This is a genomic window from Pollutimonas sp. M17 (assembly GCF_025836975.1).
Taxonomy (GTDB): Bacteria; Pseudomonadota; Gammaproteobacteria; order Burkholderiales; family Burkholderiaceae_B.
In genome coordinates this window covers 2,533,617-2,549,621 of sequence record NZ_CP107548.1, presented here as the reverse complement: position 1 = coordinate 2,549,621, position 16,005 = coordinate 2,533,617, and the positions used below count along the sequence as shown (strand labels likewise).

The 16,005-nt window shown below is 63.8% G+C and carries 12 protein-coding genes, 1 tRNA gene and 1 pseudogene; 12 read left to right on the top strand and 2 right to left on the bottom strand.

Annotation, left to right across the window (positions count from 1 at the left end; genetic code table 11):
- Nucleotides 1–99 precede the first annotated feature (99 nt).
- The 6 genes from phbB to OEG81_RS12055 all read left to right on the top strand — a co-directional run bounded on the left by phbB (nt 100) and on the right by OEG81_RS12055 (nt 4,811).
- The gene (gene phbB / locus OEG81_RS12080) at nt 100–837 is read left to right on the top strand and encodes an acetoacetyl-CoA reductase (RefSeq protein ID WP_264129500.1); all 738 of its coding nucleotides are present in this window, start codon (nt 100–102) and stop codon (nt 835–837) included.
- 88 nt (nt 838–925) lie between these two features.
- Nucleotides 926–1,489: a polyhydroxyalkanoate synthesis repressor PhaR gene (gene phaR, locus OEG81_RS12075; protein WP_264129499.1), complete on the top strand. Its 564-nt coding sequence runs from the start codon at nt 926–928 to the stop codon at nt 1,487–1,489.
- A gap of 117 nt (nt 1,490–1,606) precedes the next feature.
- A complete protein-coding gene (locus OEG81_RS12070; protein ID WP_264129498.1) occupies nt 1,607–2,140 on the top strand; it encodes an iron transporter in 534 nt (177 codons plus the stop codon).
- Nucleotides 2,140–2,484, top strand: coding sequence for a cupredoxin domain-containing protein (locus OEG81_RS12065; RefSeq protein WP_264129497.1), 345 nt, complete (start codon nt 2,140–2,142; stop codon nt 2,482–2,484). Before OEG81_RS12070 ends, OEG81_RS12065 begins: the two co-directional genes overlap by 1 nt.
- 53 nt (nt 2,485–2,537) lie before the next feature.
- Nucleotides 2,538–3,392, top strand: a complete 855-nt coding sequence (locus tag OEG81_RS12060; RefSeq protein ID WP_264129496.1) for an FTR1 family iron permease — start codon at nt 2,538–2,540, stop codon at nt 3,390–3,392.
- A gap of 9 nt (nt 3,393–3,401) precedes the next feature.
- The gene (locus OEG81_RS12055; protein ID WP_264129494.1) at nt 3,402–4,811 is read left to right on the top strand and encodes a 4Fe-4S binding protein; all 1,410 of its coding nucleotides are present in this window, start codon (nt 3,402–3,404) and stop codon (nt 4,809–4,811) included.
- 44 nt (nt 4,812–4,855) lie between these two features.
- Here the strand turns inward: OEG81_RS12055 and OEG81_RS12050 are convergent, their stop codons facing one another.
- The gene (locus OEG81_RS12050; protein ID WP_412034064.1) at nt 4,856–6,061 is read right to left on the bottom strand and encodes a GNAT family N-acetyltransferase; all 1,206 of its coding nucleotides are present in this window, start codon (nt 6,059–6,061) and stop codon (nt 4,856–4,858) included.
- A gap of 65 nt (nt 6,062–6,126) precedes the next feature.
- Here OEG81_RS12050 and OEG81_RS12045 point away from each other — a divergent pair, with 65 nt between their 5' ends.
- Nucleotides 6,127–7,173 (top strand): CobW family GTP-binding protein, encoded by a 1,047-nt coding sequence (locus OEG81_RS12045; protein ID WP_264129492.1) that lies wholly within the window; start codon nt 6,127–6,129, stop codon nt 7,171–7,173.
- A gap of 768 nt (nt 7,174–7,941) precedes the next feature.
- Here the strand turns inward: OEG81_RS12045 and OEG81_RS12040 are convergent.
- A tRNA-Met gene (locus OEG81_RS12040) sits at nt 7,942–8,018 on the bottom strand.
- A 71-nt stretch (nt 8,019–8,089) separates the two neighbouring features.
- Here OEG81_RS12040 and scpB point away from each other — a divergent pair.
- The 5 genes and pseudogenes from scpB to infB all read left to right on the top strand — a co-directional run.
- Nucleotides 8,090–8,836, top strand: a pseudogene (gene scpB, locus OEG81_RS12035) (SMC-Scp complex subunit ScpB); the annotation flags it as partial.
- A 22-nt stretch (nt 8,837–8,858) separates the two neighbouring features.
- Nucleotides 8,859–10,625, top strand: coding sequence for a 23S rRNA pseudouridine(2605) synthase RluB (gene rluB, locus OEG81_RS12030; RefSeq protein ID WP_264129491.1), 1,767 nt, complete (start codon nt 8,859–8,861; stop codon nt 10,623–10,625).
- A gap of 393 nt (nt 10,626–11,018) precedes the next feature.
- On the top strand, nt 11,019–11,504 hold the full coding sequence (gene rimP / locus OEG81_RS12025) for a ribosome maturation factor RimP (RefSeq protein WP_264129490.1): 486 nt from the start codon (nt 11,019–11,021) through the stop codon (nt 11,502–11,504).
- Nucleotides 11,501–12,985, top strand: a complete 1,485-nt coding sequence (gene nusA, locus OEG81_RS12020) for a transcription termination factor NusA (protein WP_264129489.1) — start codon at nt 11,501–11,503, stop codon at nt 12,983–12,985. The genes rimP and nusA overlap by 4 nt, the downstream gene beginning before the upstream one ends.
- Nucleotides 12,986–13,051: 66 nt before the next feature.
- On the top strand, nt 13,052–16,003 hold the full coding sequence (gene infB, locus OEG81_RS12015; protein ID WP_264129488.1) for a translation initiation factor IF-2: 2,952 nt from the start codon (nt 13,052–13,054) through the stop codon (nt 16,001–16,003).
- The last annotated feature ends 2 nt before the right edge of the window (nt 16,004–16,005 follow it).

Genomic DNA, 16,005 nt, shown 5'->3' with positions numbered 1-16,005 from the left:
CCGTCGACGTCAACGGCATCGGCCGCCGGACGGCGGCCCACGATTCAACACTATTCGGTCGCGATGCCGCGGGGCATTGCGAGTTCACAGGAGATCGTCATGAGTGAAAAACTGGCTTACGTCACCGGTGGAATGGGTGGCATAGGAACCTCGATATGCCAGCGCCTGGCCAAAGAAGGGTATACCGTCGTGGCCGGTTGCGGCCCCAGCCGGAATTTCAAGCAATGGCTGGACGAGCAGGCTGCCCTGGGCTACACCTTCCATGCATCGGTCGGCAACGTTTCCGACTGGGACTCCACGGTCGACGCCTTCCGCCAGGTCCGTGACAAGCTGGGTCCCGTCGACGTATTGGTCAACAACGCCGGCATCACCCGCGACGGCCTGTTCCGCAAAATGAGCCAGGAAGACTGGCGCGCGGTCATCGACACCAATCTGAACAGCCTGTTCAACGTCACCAAGCAGGTCATCGAAGGCATGGTCGACCGGCAATGGGGCCGCATCATCAACATCAGCTCGGTCAACGGCCAGAAGGGCCAGTTCGGACAGACCAACTATTCCACCGCGAAGGCCGGCATACATGGCTTCACCATGGCGCTGGCCCAGGAAGTGGCCAGCAAGGGTGTTACCGTCAACACGATCTCGCCCGGCTATATCGGCACCGACATGGTGCGCGCCATACGGCCCGACGTGCTCGAGAAGATCGTGGCGACCATCCCTGTGAAGCGCCTGGGAACGCCCGAGGAAATCGGGTCCATCGTGGCCTGGCTGGCGTCGGACGATTCCGGGTTCGCGACCGGCGCCGACTTCTCACTGAATGGCGGGCTGCACATGGGCTAGGGCGCTGTCGGCACCAACAGGCCCGGGCGGCTTGCCGGCCGGGACCAGCCCATCCACTTTTTTTGCCCATTAGGTATCCGATCCCGTCATGACGCAATCCCAAGCAAACAGTCCAGCCCGCCTGATCAAGAAATACCCCAACAGGCGCTTGTACGATACGCAGACCAGCACCTACATTACCTTGGCCGACGTCAAGCAATTGGTGCTGGATTGCGAGAATTTCCAGGTCGTCGATGCCAAGTCGGGCGAAGACCTGACCCGCAGCATTCTCCTGCAGATCATCCTTGAAGAGGAAAGCGGCGGCGTGCCCATGTTCTCGCCCACGGCCCTGTCGCAGATCATCCGTTTCTACGGCCATGCCATGCAGGGCGTCATGGGCTCCTTCCTGGAAAAGAACATACAGGCCTTCATGGACATCCAGGACCGCATGGCCGAGCAGTCCAAGGGCCTGTATGGCAACCAGTTCGGGCCCGAGGCCTGGGCGCAGTTCATGAATGTGCAGACGCCGGTCCTGCAGAACATGATGAACAACTACGTCGACCAAAGCAAAAACCTGTTCGTGCAGATGCAGGACCAGATGCAGGACCAGACGCGCAATATGTTTTCTGTATTTCCCTTCAATCCGGTTCCGCCCAAAGAGAATAAAAAATAAGTTTGGCGCGGCGGCGGCCAAGCGGCAAGGCCCGGTTCCCGCCAGGGTTTTCAGATGGCTGTAAGATCACTTGTTCCATAATAATGAGAATGAATCTTGTTTATGGAGCATGCAGACATGAGAAAGCAATGGATGGGCGTATTGGTGGGAGCGGCCCTGGCCGTGCCTGCGATGGCGGCAGAGTATCCTATCGGTGAACCCTCCGAGCAGAACGGGCTGGAGATCGCGGCCGTCTACCTGCAGCCGGTCCAGATGGAACCGCCCGGCATGATGCGCGAGGCCAAGGATTCCGACATCCACCTCGAGGCCGACATCCATGCCACCGCCGACAATACGAACGGCCTGCCCGAAGGCGCCTGGGCGCCTTATCTGAACATAGGCTATGTGCTGCAGAAGGTCGGCGGCGACGCTCAGAAGGGCGAACTGATGCCCATGGTGGCCAACGACGGCCCGCATTACGGCGACAACGTCAAGCTTGACGGCCCAGGCAAATACAAGCTGACCTTCATCATCGGTTCGCCCGATACCGCCAAGATGAACCATTTCGGACGCCATGTGGACAAGGAAACCGGGGTCGCGCCCTGGTTCAAGACGTTTGAAGTGCATTATGACTTCGTGTATGCGGGCACGGGCAAGAAGGGCGGATATTGATGCCTATCCTCGGACGCTGCCTGCTGGCCCTATGCCTGGCCTTGGGCGCCGGCGGCGCCGGCCTGGCGGCCGAGCTGCCGACCTTCACACTGACCTTCAAGGCCGATGGCACCTTCGAGCCCGCCCGGCTGGAAGTGCCGGCCGGCCGCTTCAAGCTTTTGCTCGTCAACGAGAGCAAGGAGCCCGTGGAGTTCGAAAGCCTGCCCTTGCGCAAGGAAAAGGTGATGGGCCCTGGGGTCAAGTCCTTTGTCGTCATCACCATTTCCCGCCCCGGGGAATATCCTTTTTTCGATGATTTTCATCCCGACGTGAAGGGCGTGCTGGTCGTCGTGCCCAAGCCCTGAGGCCGGCATGCCTTTTTTTCAGCATCAACGGATCCGGTCCGTATCGGCAAGAAATGGAACAAGTAGCATTTATCGTATGGCGCGAAAGCGTTGAAGCCCTGTTGGTCGTGGGCATACTTTTCACCTGGCTGCGCGCCAGCCCGGAGGGCCGCAAGGGCCTGCCCTGGCTCTGGGGCGGCGTGGCCGCCGGGCTGGGGCTGGCCGTGATGCTGGCCCTGGTGCTGCTGGGCGTGTCGTCCTGGCTGTCCAGCGAAGGGCAGGAGTGGTTCCAGGCCATCATGGCCCTGGCGGCCTGCGCGCTGGTGGTGCAGATGGTTTACTGGATGAGGCGCCATGGGCGCACGCTGAAGCGGGAACTGGAAACGGGCGCCACACGCGAACTGGCGGACTCCAACTGGTGGGGCCTGCTGACGCTGGTGATGATTGCCGTTGCCCGGGAAGGCAGCGAGACCGTGGTGTTTCTGTACGGCACCGTGGCCGCGGGCGCGGACAGCGGCTCCGGATGGAGCCTTGCCCTGGCGGGCGTGTTCGGCTTCCTGGCGGCCCTGGCTTCGTTCTGGGTCCTGCAACTGGGCGGCAAGCTGATCACCTGGCGGCGTTTCTTCAGGCTCACCGAAATCCTGCTGCTGTTGCTGGCCAGCTCGCTGCTGGTTAGCGGGCTGGATCACCTGATATCGCTCGACGTGCTGCCCACCTTGATCGATCCCGCATGGGACAGCTCATGGCTATTGAGCGCGGACGGGGGATTGGGCAAGGTCCTGGCCGACTTCGCCGGCTACCGGGCCTATCCCGCCCTGTCGCAAGTGCTGATCTGGGTGGCGTACTGGGTGGCGGCCTGGCTGGTGCTGCGGCACGCCAGCGCCAAGGCCGGCCAGGCCGGCCGGCCGCTGTCGGCCGCATCGGCATAGGCGGTCGTCATGGCTTTGGCTTTACGGACGGCGACGGGACGGTTCGCCGATTTCCTGCGCGATCATGCGGCCTATCTGCGCGCCATGCAGTGGATCATCGTGGTGTTCTACCTGGTACTGCTGGTCGTTCCGGCCATGCTGCCCCTGCCCGACCGCACGGCGTCCGTATTCAATAACCTGACCGTCTTCGCCCAGTTTGCATTCTGGGGCATATGGTGGCCTTTCGTATTGCTGTCCATGCCGATTCTGGGACGCGCCTGGTGCGGCTGGTTCTGTCCGGAAGGCATGCTGTCCGAATGGGCCAGCGAGCATGGGCGGGGCGGGGCCATACCCAAGTGGATGCGCTGGGGCGGATGGCCTTTCGTCGCGTTTTCGCTGACCACGATCTATGGGCAGCTGGTCAGCGTCTATCAATATCCATGGGCCGTGCTGGCGGTGCTGGGCGGGTCCACGGCCGCCGCCATGGTGGTGGGCTGGCTGTACGGACGCAACAAGCGGGTATGGTGCAAGTACCTGTGCCCGGTCAATGGCGTGTTCAATCTTCTGGCCAAGCTGGCGCCCTGGCATTACAAGGTGGACGAAGAGGCCTGGCGCCATCCGCAGCGGCGCACCGAGGCCATCAATTGCGCGCCCCTGGTGCCCCTGCGCCACATGCAGGGGGCTTCGGACTGCCATATGTGCGGGCGCTGCAGCGATTACCGCGGCGCCATACATCTGACGCCGCGCTCACCGGAAGCCGAAATCGTCCATGTCGCCAGCGGCGATGGCTGGCAGACCGCCCTGATCACATTCGGCCTGATGGGCCTGGCCGTGGGTGCCTTTCTGTGGAGCTCCAGCCCCTGGTTCGTGTACCTGAAGCAGGCCGAGGCCGCCTGGCTCGTCAATCATGACATCTATTGGCCCCTGGCCCAGAATGCGCCCTGGTATCTGTTGACGCATTATCCGGAAGTGAATGACAGCTTCAGCTGGCTGGACGCCAATGTCATTCTGACCTTCATTTTCGGCAGCGCCGTGTGCGTGGGCGGTCCGGTCTACCTGGGGCTCTGGGCGGCTGACCGCTCTCTGCCCGCCCCGGGCGGGCCCGGCGTCCGGCATCCCTGCGGGGCGCGCGTGGCGACCCGGAGCGGCCTGCACAAGCTGGCGCAGGGCCTCATTCCCGCGGCCGGCGTGGGAGTCTTCCTGGGCCTGTCGGCCACCACGCTGACCTTGCTGCGGCACGAGGGGGTCTGGACCGGGTGGGCGACCTCCCTGCGCTTCACTTTGCTGGGGCTGGCTTTGCTGTGGAGCTTGCGCCTGGTCTGGCGGCTGGTCGGCCAGCGCGCGCAGTCGCCCTGGCGCCGGGCCCTGGCGCTGTCGATGGTGGCGGCCGGCCTGCTTCCCTTCTGTATTGCCTGGGTCCTGTTTTTCGTGGTCTGGTAAGCGGCGCCGGGCCGCTGCGGCGCCCTTGCCGACGTTGAAGGCCCTCAGCCCGCCTCCGGATTTTTCTTGAACGGACTGTGTTCGGCAAGCTCGCCGATGTAGGCATCGACGGCCGGGCTTTCGCGCGCCAGAAAATCCGCAATGGCTTCGGCGTAGCGGCGATCCGATATCCAGTGCGCGGAACAGGTTTTCACCGGCAGCATCCCGCGCGAGAGCTTGTGCTCGCCTTGCGCACCGCCTTCGAATACCGCAAGCCCGCTGTCGATGCAGTAGGCGATGCCCTGCATATAACAGGTTTCGAAATGCAGGCCGGGAATGTAGCGCATGCTGCCCCAATAGCGTCCATACAGTGTCCGCTCGCTGCGCAGGTTCAGCGCCGATGCCACAGGCTTGCCCTCTTGCTCGGCAAGCACGAGCACCATGCTTTCGGGCATGGCGCCGCGCAGCTGCTGGAAGAATTCCGGAGTCAGGTAGGGCGCGTTGCCGTGTTCCAGATAGGTCTGTGTATAGCAGCGGTAGAAGAAGTCCAGCGCTTGGTCGTCGATGTCGCGGCCCTGCAGCCAGCGAAACTGTACGCCGGCCTGCATGACCTTCTTGCTGTCCTGCTTAAGCTTCTTTCTTTTCTGCTGGTTCAGGCCGCCCAGGAAATCGTCCAGGCTGCCGTAGCCCTGGTTGAACCAGTGGAACTGCACATTCCGGCGAAACAGGAAGCCCGCTTCCTCCAGGGCCTTGCTGTCCTCCTCGCCCGGAAACAGGATGTGCAGCGACGAAACGCCGTTCTGCTCGCTTATTTCGATGGCCTTGCGCGCCAGCAGGACACGGTCTTCATGGCTGGCCGCCAGCAGGCGCGGCCCCGGAACGGGAGTGAAGGGAATCGCGCCCAGCAGCTTGGGATAATAGTTCAGGCCTTGCCGCTCGAAGGCCTGCGCCCACGCATGGTCGAAGACATATTCGCCGCGCGAATGGAACTTCAGGTACAGGGGCATGGCGCCGGCCAGGCCGTTGCCCCGGTGCATCAACAGAAAATGCGGCGCCCAGCCGGTTTGCGGAGTTGCGCAGCCGGTGTCGTCCAGCGCCAGCAGGAATTCATGGCGGACCAGGGGATGGTCGCCCGCCAGCCGGTTCCATTGTGCGGCGTTAATATCATGCAGGCGGCGGGTGAGGCTGAAACGTACGGGCAAGGCTGTCGATGTGCGTTGAGCGGTGGAGCGTGGCGGTTGACGATGGCTGCAGATGCAAGTGTAGTCCATGGGCCGGCGTGCACGCGCAAGACCCGCGCTTCTTCATGTTTCATATTTGGAGTTCAAGACCGGCCATGAGCGGCAAGATACCTGTGACTGTCATTTCGGGCTTCCTGGGCAGCGGCAAGACGACCCTGCTCAATCGCCTGTTGAGATCCGAAGCGGGCGGCGGCCTGGCGCAGGGCACCGTGGTGCTGGTCAACGAGCTGGGCGACGTGGGGCTGGACCATGGGCGCGTCCAGCATGTCAGCGATACGGTCGTGCTGCTCGATTCCGGCTGCCTGTGCTGCGCACTGCGGGGCGAGCTGGCCGATACCCTGCGCCGGCTTTTCATGGATGCCCTGCACAAGAAGACTCCGCCATTTTCCCGCGTCCTCATCGAAACGACGGGCATCGCCGACCCCGCCCCCGTCATCTATACGCTGCGGTACGAACGCTTCCTGGCCGAACGCTACCGCTATGCCGGCTGCCTGTCCGTCGTCGACGGCCTGAACGGACTGGCGCAACTGGAGCGGCACCCCGAGGCTGCGCAGCAGACCGTGCTGGCCGATGTCCTTATCATCGGCAAGACCGACCTGGCTAGCCGGGCGCAAATCGATGCCTTGCGGCAGGCCCTGACCGCTCTCAATCCCGACGCGCCGCAATACGATGTCCGGTCCTTGCCGGACCCACAGGAACTGCTGTCGCCGGCCAGCCGGCACGCCGAAGGAAGAGCAGGGAAATCGGGCTTATGGGCTGGACGGACGATGCGGCCGCGGGGCACCGGGCATTCGGGCGTCGAGACCCTGACACTGGCCTGGCATGAGCCCCTGGCCCGCTCGCACGTCATGCGGACCCTGGAGGCGCTGTGTTCGGATGAGGGGCTCGATCTGCTGCGCATCAAGGGTCGGGTGTGGTTCCAGGGCCAGGCGCAAGCCTATGCGGTCCATGCGGTGCACAGGCAGCTGTATCCCATGACGGCCATGGAGGACGCAGAGGCGGAAGCCTCGTCGGTGCTGGTGTTCATTTTCCGTGACCTGGACAAGGCCGTGCTTGGCGCCCAGGTGCTGGCCGGGCTGCCGGGCGGCGCGCCGCCATCCGAGGCAGGGGCAATGTCGCCTGCCCACAACTTTGTGAAGTGAATTCTTGCAATGAGCGCGCGCAGATGGTGTAATTGAACTGTTACCGCCACCAGGTCGGGCACGTTGCCATCGAACATCGTCGCCCTGCTGTCTGCCCAGGTTTTTAATTAAACGACACGCATTCCAAGCACCTGCTGGCCCAGGCCCGCGATGATTCCAATTCTCCGGCCAAGCGCAATATAAATTGAATAATCTTTAAGCAAGCGTCTATCGCATGTGTCGGCTTTGCCCATTTTCCGGGCATGCCCCTGACGGATCGAAAGCGCTTGAATTGCAATATTTCACAGTAGTCGGCTGCTTTTTCGTGGACGAATTCGCGCCCGGTTCCCAGAATCGGCCCGAGCATTCGAGCCTAGCCGTTTGCTGAAACAGGAATAATGACTATTACCCCGTCACAATCCGGCTTGCCGGGAATTCATGCAATCGACCAGTACAGCGCGCCGCCATGGGTGGCGGTGCTTTTCTACGCAATTCTACGGTTCGTGGCGCGCGTCATGAGCGCAGCGCAAGCCGCTTGCATCGCAGGCTTGGCCTGGGCCCAAGCTTCCGCCCGGAATGCCGTCGCGGTTTCGGTTCGCCCCTTGGGGCAGGCCATGCCGGCCCTGACGATACCCGCGGTCTCGATGCGTGCCGCGTCGATATCGTCGATGATTCTGGCATTGTCAGCCCTGTCGGCCCAGATTTCGTCGACACAAACGTCGACACAAATGACGTCGACAAAAATGAAAATGGGCCGATTGCGCGCTGCAATCGACCCATTCCTGAAACTGGTTGCGGGGACAGGATTTGAACCTGTGACCTTCGGGTTATGAGCCCGACGAGCTGCCAGACTGCTCCACCCCGCGTCTGAAGAAATAGATATTAACCCACTCATTAATTTAATGCAAATCAGGCGGGCTTTTGCCCCACCTTACCGATGACTGAAACCGAGATCATCCGTGTGCTGGAAACAGCGCTTTTATGCGCCGACCAGCCCATGCCCCTAGCAGAGCTGCGCAAGCTGTTCGCAGCCGAAGACTTTTCCAGCGATGACATGCACCGCTATCTGTCCGCCCTTCAGGCGGACTGGAGCGATAAAGGCCTTGAGCTGGTCGGCCTGGCCTCGGGCTGGCGCTTCCAGAGCCGCCCCGAAATGCAGCGCTTTCTTGCGCGGCTCAATCCCGAGAAACCGCCCAAGTACTCGCGCGCGGTCCTCGAGACCCTGGCCATCATCGCCTGGCGGCAGCCGGTGACGCGCGGCGATATCGAAGACATTCGCGGCGTCACGGTCTCGTCGCAGATCGTCCGGACGCTGGAAGACCGTGGCTGGATCGAAGTGCTGGGCCACCGCGATGCGCCGGGCCGGCCGGCGCTGCTGGGGACGACCCGCCAGTTCCTGGACGACCTTGGCCTGAAGGCGCTGGACGAACTCCCCGAGCTTGAATCGCAAGAGGCCGTCGTCGCCCTGGCCGGGCTGGAACTGGAAGAGATAAGCGATGCCGAAACCGCCGGCGCCCCGGCGGAAAGCGAGGCCCCCGCGGCCGAATCCGCTGAAAACGGCGAAGTTCCGGCTGCCGGCACGGAAGAAGAGATGGCGGCGGCCGAGCCGCCGTCCGACGAGCAGGTCGCCATTGCAACGATAGACCATGACGGGGGCGAAGCCTCCCGGCTGGACGAACAGGTAGAAACGGAGCACCCGAACAAAAATGACTGAAGCAAACGAAGAATACAGCCTGCCCGCGGGCGATGCCGCCCATGATGGAAATGCGAATGCCGGAGACGAATCCAAGCCGGCGGCGCCGCGCGGCCGAGGCCGCAAGTTGCGGACTCCATTCCGCCGGCGGCGCGGCGATGCCCAGGCCGAATCCGCCCCGGGCGGCGAAACCGGCCAGCCTGCGGAGCAGGCCGTGCCGGAAGACGCGGACAGCCCCGCTCCGGCCGCCAAGCCGGCCCGCAGTCCCCGTCGCCGCAAGCCGGCCGCCGCCACCAGCGCTCCGGATGGCGCAAGCGATGCCACCGCAGCCGCCGGCGCTCCCGAAGGCGCCGGCGGACGCCGCAACGGCCGGGGCGCCCGACGGGCCGATACGGCCGAGAACGAGCAGGAAGCGGAACAGGCCCTGGCCTATCTTGACGGCGCTCCGGCCATGGCGCAGCGCCTGGGCAAATACCTGGGCAGCGACGCGCTGATGCCCAAGCTGCACAAGGTGCTGGCCGACGCCGGTATCGGCTCGCGCCGCGAAATGGAAGAACTGATCATTGCCGGCCGCGTATCGGTCAACGGCGAACCCGCCCATATCGGCCAGCGCGTCGCCGCCAACGATCAGGTGCGGGTCAACGGCCGGGCCATAAGCCGGCCCAACGCCAAGAAGCCGCCGCGCATCATCCTTTACCACAAGCCGGCCGGCGAGATCGTCAGCCACGACGACCCGGAAGGGCGCGCCACGGTCTTCGCCCGCCTGCCCAAGATGCGCGTGGGCAAATGGCTTTCGGTCGGCAGGCTCGACCTGAATACCGAAGGCCTGCTGATTCTCACCACGTCGGGCGACCTGGCCAACCGCTTGATGCATCCGCGCTATGGCGCGGAGCGCGAGTACGCCGTGCGCGTACTGGGCGAGCTGGGCGATGAGCAACAGGCCAGCCTGCTCAAAGGCATACAGCTGGACGATGGCATGGCGCAGTTCGGCTCGCTGGAGTACCTGGGCGGAGAAGGCAGCAACCGCTGGTATCGCGTCACCCTGAAGGAGGGGCGCAACCGCGAAGTGCGCCGCATGTTCGAAGCGGCGGGCGTCACCGTCAGCCGTTTGATCCGCACCCGTTTCGGCGAAGTAGTCCTGCCGCGCACTTTGCGCCGTGGCCGCTGGGAAGAGTTGGACGGCTCCATCGTGACCGCCCTGATGTTGCAGCTGGGGCTTCTGCGGGAAGACGATTCCGAAGGCTTCGAAGGCCGGGGAGGGCGCCGCGAGCGCCAGCCCGCTACGCACGACAGCGCCTTGCCTCCCGGCTTCGGCACGATGGAACGCAATGGCATGAACGGCGCCAAGGTAAGCCGCCGCGGCAAGCTTTCGGGCGGCCGTGCGACGCGCGGAGTGGCGGGTGAAAGCTATCCGTCCGATCCTTACGGCACAGGCCTGATGTTCAGCGGCGGCCTGGCCAACGGCCATCCCAACGGCAATTCGACCGGGGCGCGCAAGGCGGGCGGCCGCGGCAAACGGCCGGCGGGCGCCGCGCGCGGGCCCCAGGCCGAAGGCGCGGCCACCGACGCAAGGCGCCGCGGCCCCGGTGCGCGTTCGCCCAAGGCGGGCGGCAAGGCGGCGCCGCGCGCGGGCCAGGCCAAGGGCAAGTCCAATCCCAAGGCCGGCAAGTCGGCGGCGCGGCCCAAGTCCGCCGCTCCGCGCGGCGACGATTGGCAGCCTCGCAGCGCGTCGGCCCATGAATCCCATTTGGGCAAGCTGGGCGGCGGCCGCGGCCGCTAGCATGCCGGTTGCCTGGCCAAACGGCACGCTCCGCATCGACAGGCCGATGCGGGCCGGAGCCCCAGCGCTCCCTTGTGTTGCTTTTTAAGTGTAAGGCCCAGACATAACAGGAAATTTTCTTATTTTCTGTTAGAATGTAGGGCTTTACAGCTATATTGTTTTTGTCGTGGGCGTGGTTGCGGCGGTTGGTTGAAGCTGTTTCGCGCCGCCAAGCCGTTTGCAGGCTGACAATGATAGCGGCACATTTTCGGATGCGTCACGACGTGCCGGCTTGGTCATGGTTTTTGAGTTCGCGGGCGGCGTCCCGGGGTTCATGTGCCGGACGCATGCTGGGGTACGCCGCAGATGCGATAACAGTGGGCTGGGGCATACAGCCCATTTTTTTTGGATTTTATGGCAGATATATTCGCTTTGACTCAAGAGGCTCTGGCCGGTATGGATATCGAGCTTGTCGATGTGGAACGCGCCCCGCTCGGGCTTTTGCGTGTCACGATCGACCGCCCCGAAGGTGTGCGAATCGAAGACTGCGAGCAGGTTTCAAAACAGTTGTCGCGCGTATTCGAAGTGGAAAACATCGATTACAAACGTCTCGAGGTTGGTTCGCCGGGCGTTGACCGTCCTTTAAGGCAGCCCGCCGACTTCATCCGCTTCGCCAATCAGCGAGTCGAGATCAAGCTGCGCGAGGCCGTCGATAACCGCAAGGTGTATGTGGGGCTGCTTCGTGTGAACGAGGGCGCGGCCGATGCGTCCGCCGCCCCGGTTTTCGGTCTTGAACTCGAGTCCCCGTCAGGTAAGGAGCAGGTGCTTAGCTTCACCTTCGATGACGTTGATCGTGCCAAATTGGATCCCATTCTTGATTTCAAGGGTAAAAAGCGATGAGTCGCGAAATTCTTTTATTGGTTGACGCCCTAGCGCGTGAGAAAAACGTGGCGCGCGAAGTCGTTTTCGGCGCGCTCGAAAACGCCTTGGCGTCCGCGATGAAAAAGCGCTTCAAGGAAGACGCCGATATCCGGGTCACCATCGATCGGACCACCGGCGAGCATGAAGGCTATCGCCGCTGGCTGGTCGTGCCCGACGACGCCGGCCTGCAAGAGCCCGATCAGCAGGAAATGTATTCCGACGCCCAGGAAATCGTTCCGGGCATCGAAGTGGGCGATTACATCGAAGAACCCCTCGAACCCGAAGAATTCGGGCGCATCGGCGCCCAGGCCGCCAAGCAGGCCATCTTGCAGAAGATCCGCGACGCCGAGCGCGAACAGGTCCTGAACGACTTCCTCGAGCGGGGCGAAAACATCGTTTCCGGCACGGTCAAGCGCATGGACAAGGGTGACGCCATCATCGAAACCGGCAAGATCGAAGCACGCCTGCCGCGCAGCGAGATGATACCCAAGGAAAATATCCGTGTGGGCGACCGTATCCGCGCCTGGGTGCACAAGGTCGATCATACGGCCCGCGGCCAGCAGGTCATCCTGTCGCGCACGGCGCCCGAATTCATCCGCCAGTTGTTCGAGAACGAAGTGCCCGAGATCGAGCAGGGCCTGCTTGAAATCAAGGCGGCCGCCCGCGACGCCGGCGTACGCGCCAAGATTGCCGTGGTCGCGTACGACAAGCGCATCGATCCCATCGGCACCTGCGTGGGCATGCGCGGTTCGCGCGTGACGGCGGTGCGCAACGAGCTGGGCGGCGAACAGGTCGATATCGTCCTATGGGCCGAGGATCCCGCCGAATTCGTCATCGGCGCCCTGGCGCCGGCCCATGTCGAATCCATCGTGGTCGACGAAGACAAGCATGCCATGGATGTCGTGGTCGATGCGGAAAACCTGCCCAAGGCCATCGGCGCGCGCGGACAGAACGTTCGCCTGGCCTCCGAGCTCACCGGCTGGCAGATCAACATCATGACGCCGGAAGAAAGCCAGAACCGTCAGGAAGAAGAGCGCGCCGAGCTGCGCCAGGCCTTCATCAGCAAGCTCGACGTCGACGAGGAAGTCGCAGACATCCTCATCGACGAAGGCTTCACCGGCCTGGAAGAAATCGCCTACGTGCCCTTGCAAGAGTTGCTCGAAATCGAAGCCTTCGATGAAGACACGATCAACGAGCTGCGCACCCGCGCACGCAACGCGCTGCTTACCGAAGCCATTGCCCAGGAAGAGCGTGTGCAGACCGTGGCGCAGGATTTGCTTGAAATCGAAGGAATCACGCCCGAGCTGGTCGCCAAGCTGGCCGACAACGAGGTCCTCACCCTTGACGACCTGGCCGAGCTGTCGACCGACGAGCTGTCCGAAATTTCCGGTCTGTCCGAAGACGACGCCAGTCAGATGATCATGCGCGCCCGGGCACATTGGTTTGATGACGACGCCTGACACCCATGTTGCATGAGCCAGGGTGTGTTTATTGAAAAATAGTTGTAGTAAGCAAGAGAGAGTCGAATGCCGAGTAACACCGTCGCCCAGTTCGCTGTTGAACTGAAAATGCCTGCGAACGTACTGCTGGAGCAGTTGCGTTCGGCCGGCGTTGAACTCAAGTCGGTTGACGATGCCGTCACCGACGCGGACAAGGCGAAACTCCTTGAGTCGTTGCGCCGCGCCCATGGCGGGAGCGAGGGCAAGAAAATCACCCTGACTCGCCGTCAAACCTCCGAAATCCGGCAGGCCGACGGCTCTGGCCGTTCGCGTACGATTCAAGTGGAAGTGCGAAAGAAGCGCGTGTTCGTCAAACGCGATCCTGCTGAATTGGTGGCCGAAGCCAAGGCCGATGCCGTCGAGCCCGCGCCGCAGGCTCCTCAGGCCGAAGCGCCTGCTCCGGTCGCGGCGCCCGCCGTCGCGCCCGAGGCCGCCCCGCGCGAATCCGATCAGGTTTCCAGCCCCGACGCCGTCCAAGCGCAAGAGCCTGCCGTCGCCCCCGAGCCGCCCGCCACGGCGGCCGAGCCCCAGGCCGAAAGCGCCGTGCAGCCGCAAGCCCAGGAAGAAGCCCCGACTCCGGCCGCTGCCGACGAGGCCCCCCAGGCGCCTGCGCAGCCCGAGGCGGCCGAGCCCGTCGCGCAAGACGAGCCCGCGCCCGTCCAGGCCGCCGCGTCCGATGACGCCGCGCCTGTCCAGGACAGCCCTGAAGCCGCATCGGAACCGGCCGAAGCGCCCGCCGCCGAAAGCGGCAAGCCGGCCGCCAAGGGCGCCGTGCGTTCGGCCAAGAGTGCTGCCAAGCGTCCCGCCGCCGAACCCGCTGTCGATGAGGACCGCGAGCGCGCCCGCCGCGCCGCCGAAGCGGAAGCCGCCGCCCTGCGTGAAATGCTGAACCGGCCCCGCAAGGTCCTGAAGGCGCCCGAGCCCGAGGCCGGCGGTATTTCCGGCACACTGCACAAGCCCGCCGGCGCCAAGGGCGCCAAGAAGGACGGCAAGGCCGCCACGGGCGACAAGAAAGTCATCAAGGCGTCCGAAGTCTCGTCCTCCTGGACCGACGACAGCGGCCGCAAGAAGCCCGCGGCCAAGGCCGATGCGGCGCCGGCCAGCCCCAGCCGCGACGGCTGGCGCGCGGGCGGCAAGGCCGGCGGCAAGGGCGCCAAGGGCGGCAACGCCCGTGGACGCGGCCGCAATGCCCAGCCCGAGCGCAAAGAGCAGCAGCCGGCTGAATTCATCGCTCGCGAAGTCCACGTGCCCGAAACCATTTCTGTGGCCGACCTGGCCCACAAGATGTCGGTCAAGGCCGCCGAGGTCATCAAGCATCTGATGAAGCTTGGTCAGATGGTCACCATCAACCAGGTGCTGGACCAGGAAACGGCCATGATCGTGGTCGAGGAACTGGGCCATACGGCCATCGCCGCCAAGCTGGACGATCCCGAGGCCTTCCTGGAGATCGCCGAAGGCCCCGAGGCCGAAGCTTTGCCGCGCGCGCCGGTGGTCACCGTCATGGGCCACGTCGACCACGGCAAGACTTCGCTGCTGGACTATATCCGCCGTACCAAGGTCGCCTCCGGCGAAGCCGGCGGCATTACGCAGCACATCGGCGCCTACAACGTCAAGACCGATCGCGGCATGGTGACCTTCCTGGACACCCCGGGACACGAGGCGTTCACCGCCATGCGCGCACGCGGCGCCCAGGCAACCGACATCGTCATCCTGGTGGTGGCCTCCGACGACGGCGTGATGCCGCAAACCAAGGAAGCCATACACCACGCCAAGGCGGCCGGCGTGCCGCTGGTCGTGGCGATCACCAAGATCGACAAGCCCGACGGCAATCCCGAACGCGTCAAGCAGGAACTGGTCGCTGAAGAGGTCGTGCCTGAAGAATACGGCGGCGACGTGCCCTTTGTCGGCGTGTCCGCCAAGACGGGCGAAGGCATCGATGCCTTGCTGGAGAACGTTCTGCTGCAAGCCGAAATCCTTGAGCTGACCGCGCCGGTCGATGCGCCCGCCAAGGGCATCGTGATCGAAGCGCGCCTGGACAAGGGCCGCGGCCCCGTGGCCACCATCCTGGTCCAAAGCGGCACGCTGAACCGCGGCGACGCGGTGCTGGCGGGCGCAAGCTTCGGCCGGGTCCGCGCCATGCTGAACGAAAACGCCAAACCGGTCACCAGCGCCGGTCCCTCGACGCCCGTCGAGATCCAGGGGCTTACCGAAGTGCCGGCCGCGGGCGACGAAGTCATCGCCATGGCCGACGAGCGCAAGGCGCGCGAAATCGCCTTGTTCCGCCAGGGCAAGTTCCGCGACGTCAAGCTGGCGCGCCAGCAAGCGGCCAAGCTCGAGTCCATGTTCGACAACATCGGCGAAGGCACGCAGACCCTGGCTCTCATCGTCAAGACCGATGTGCAGGGTTCGCAGGAAGCGCTGGTGTCGTCGCTGACCAAGCTTTCCACCGACGAAGTTCGCGTGCAGGTCGTGCACGCGGCCGTGGGCGGCATCTCCGAAAGCGACGTCAACCTGGCCATCGCCTCGCATGCGGTTGTCATAGGCTTCAACGTGCGCGCCGAGCAAAGCGCCAAGAAACTGGCCGAGCACAACGGCATCGACCTGCGCTACTACAACATCATTTACGATGCGGTGGACGACGTGCGCAACGCGATGTCCGGCATGCTGGCACCCGAGAAGCGCGAGGAAGTCATCGGCATGGTCGAGATTCGCGAGGTCTACAGCCTGTCGCGCGTGGGCAATATCGCCGGCTGCATGGTGCTGGACGGCGTGGTGCGGCGCGACTCGCAGGTACGCCTGCTGCGCAACCACGTGGTCCACTGGAGCGGCTGGATCGATTCGCTGCGCCGCTTCAAGGACGACGTCAAGGAAGTCAAATCCGGCTTCGATTGCGGCATTACCCTGAAAGGCAATAACGACATCGAAGTCGGCGACCAGCTCGAAATCTTTGAAATCAAAGAAATCGCCCGGACACTGTAATC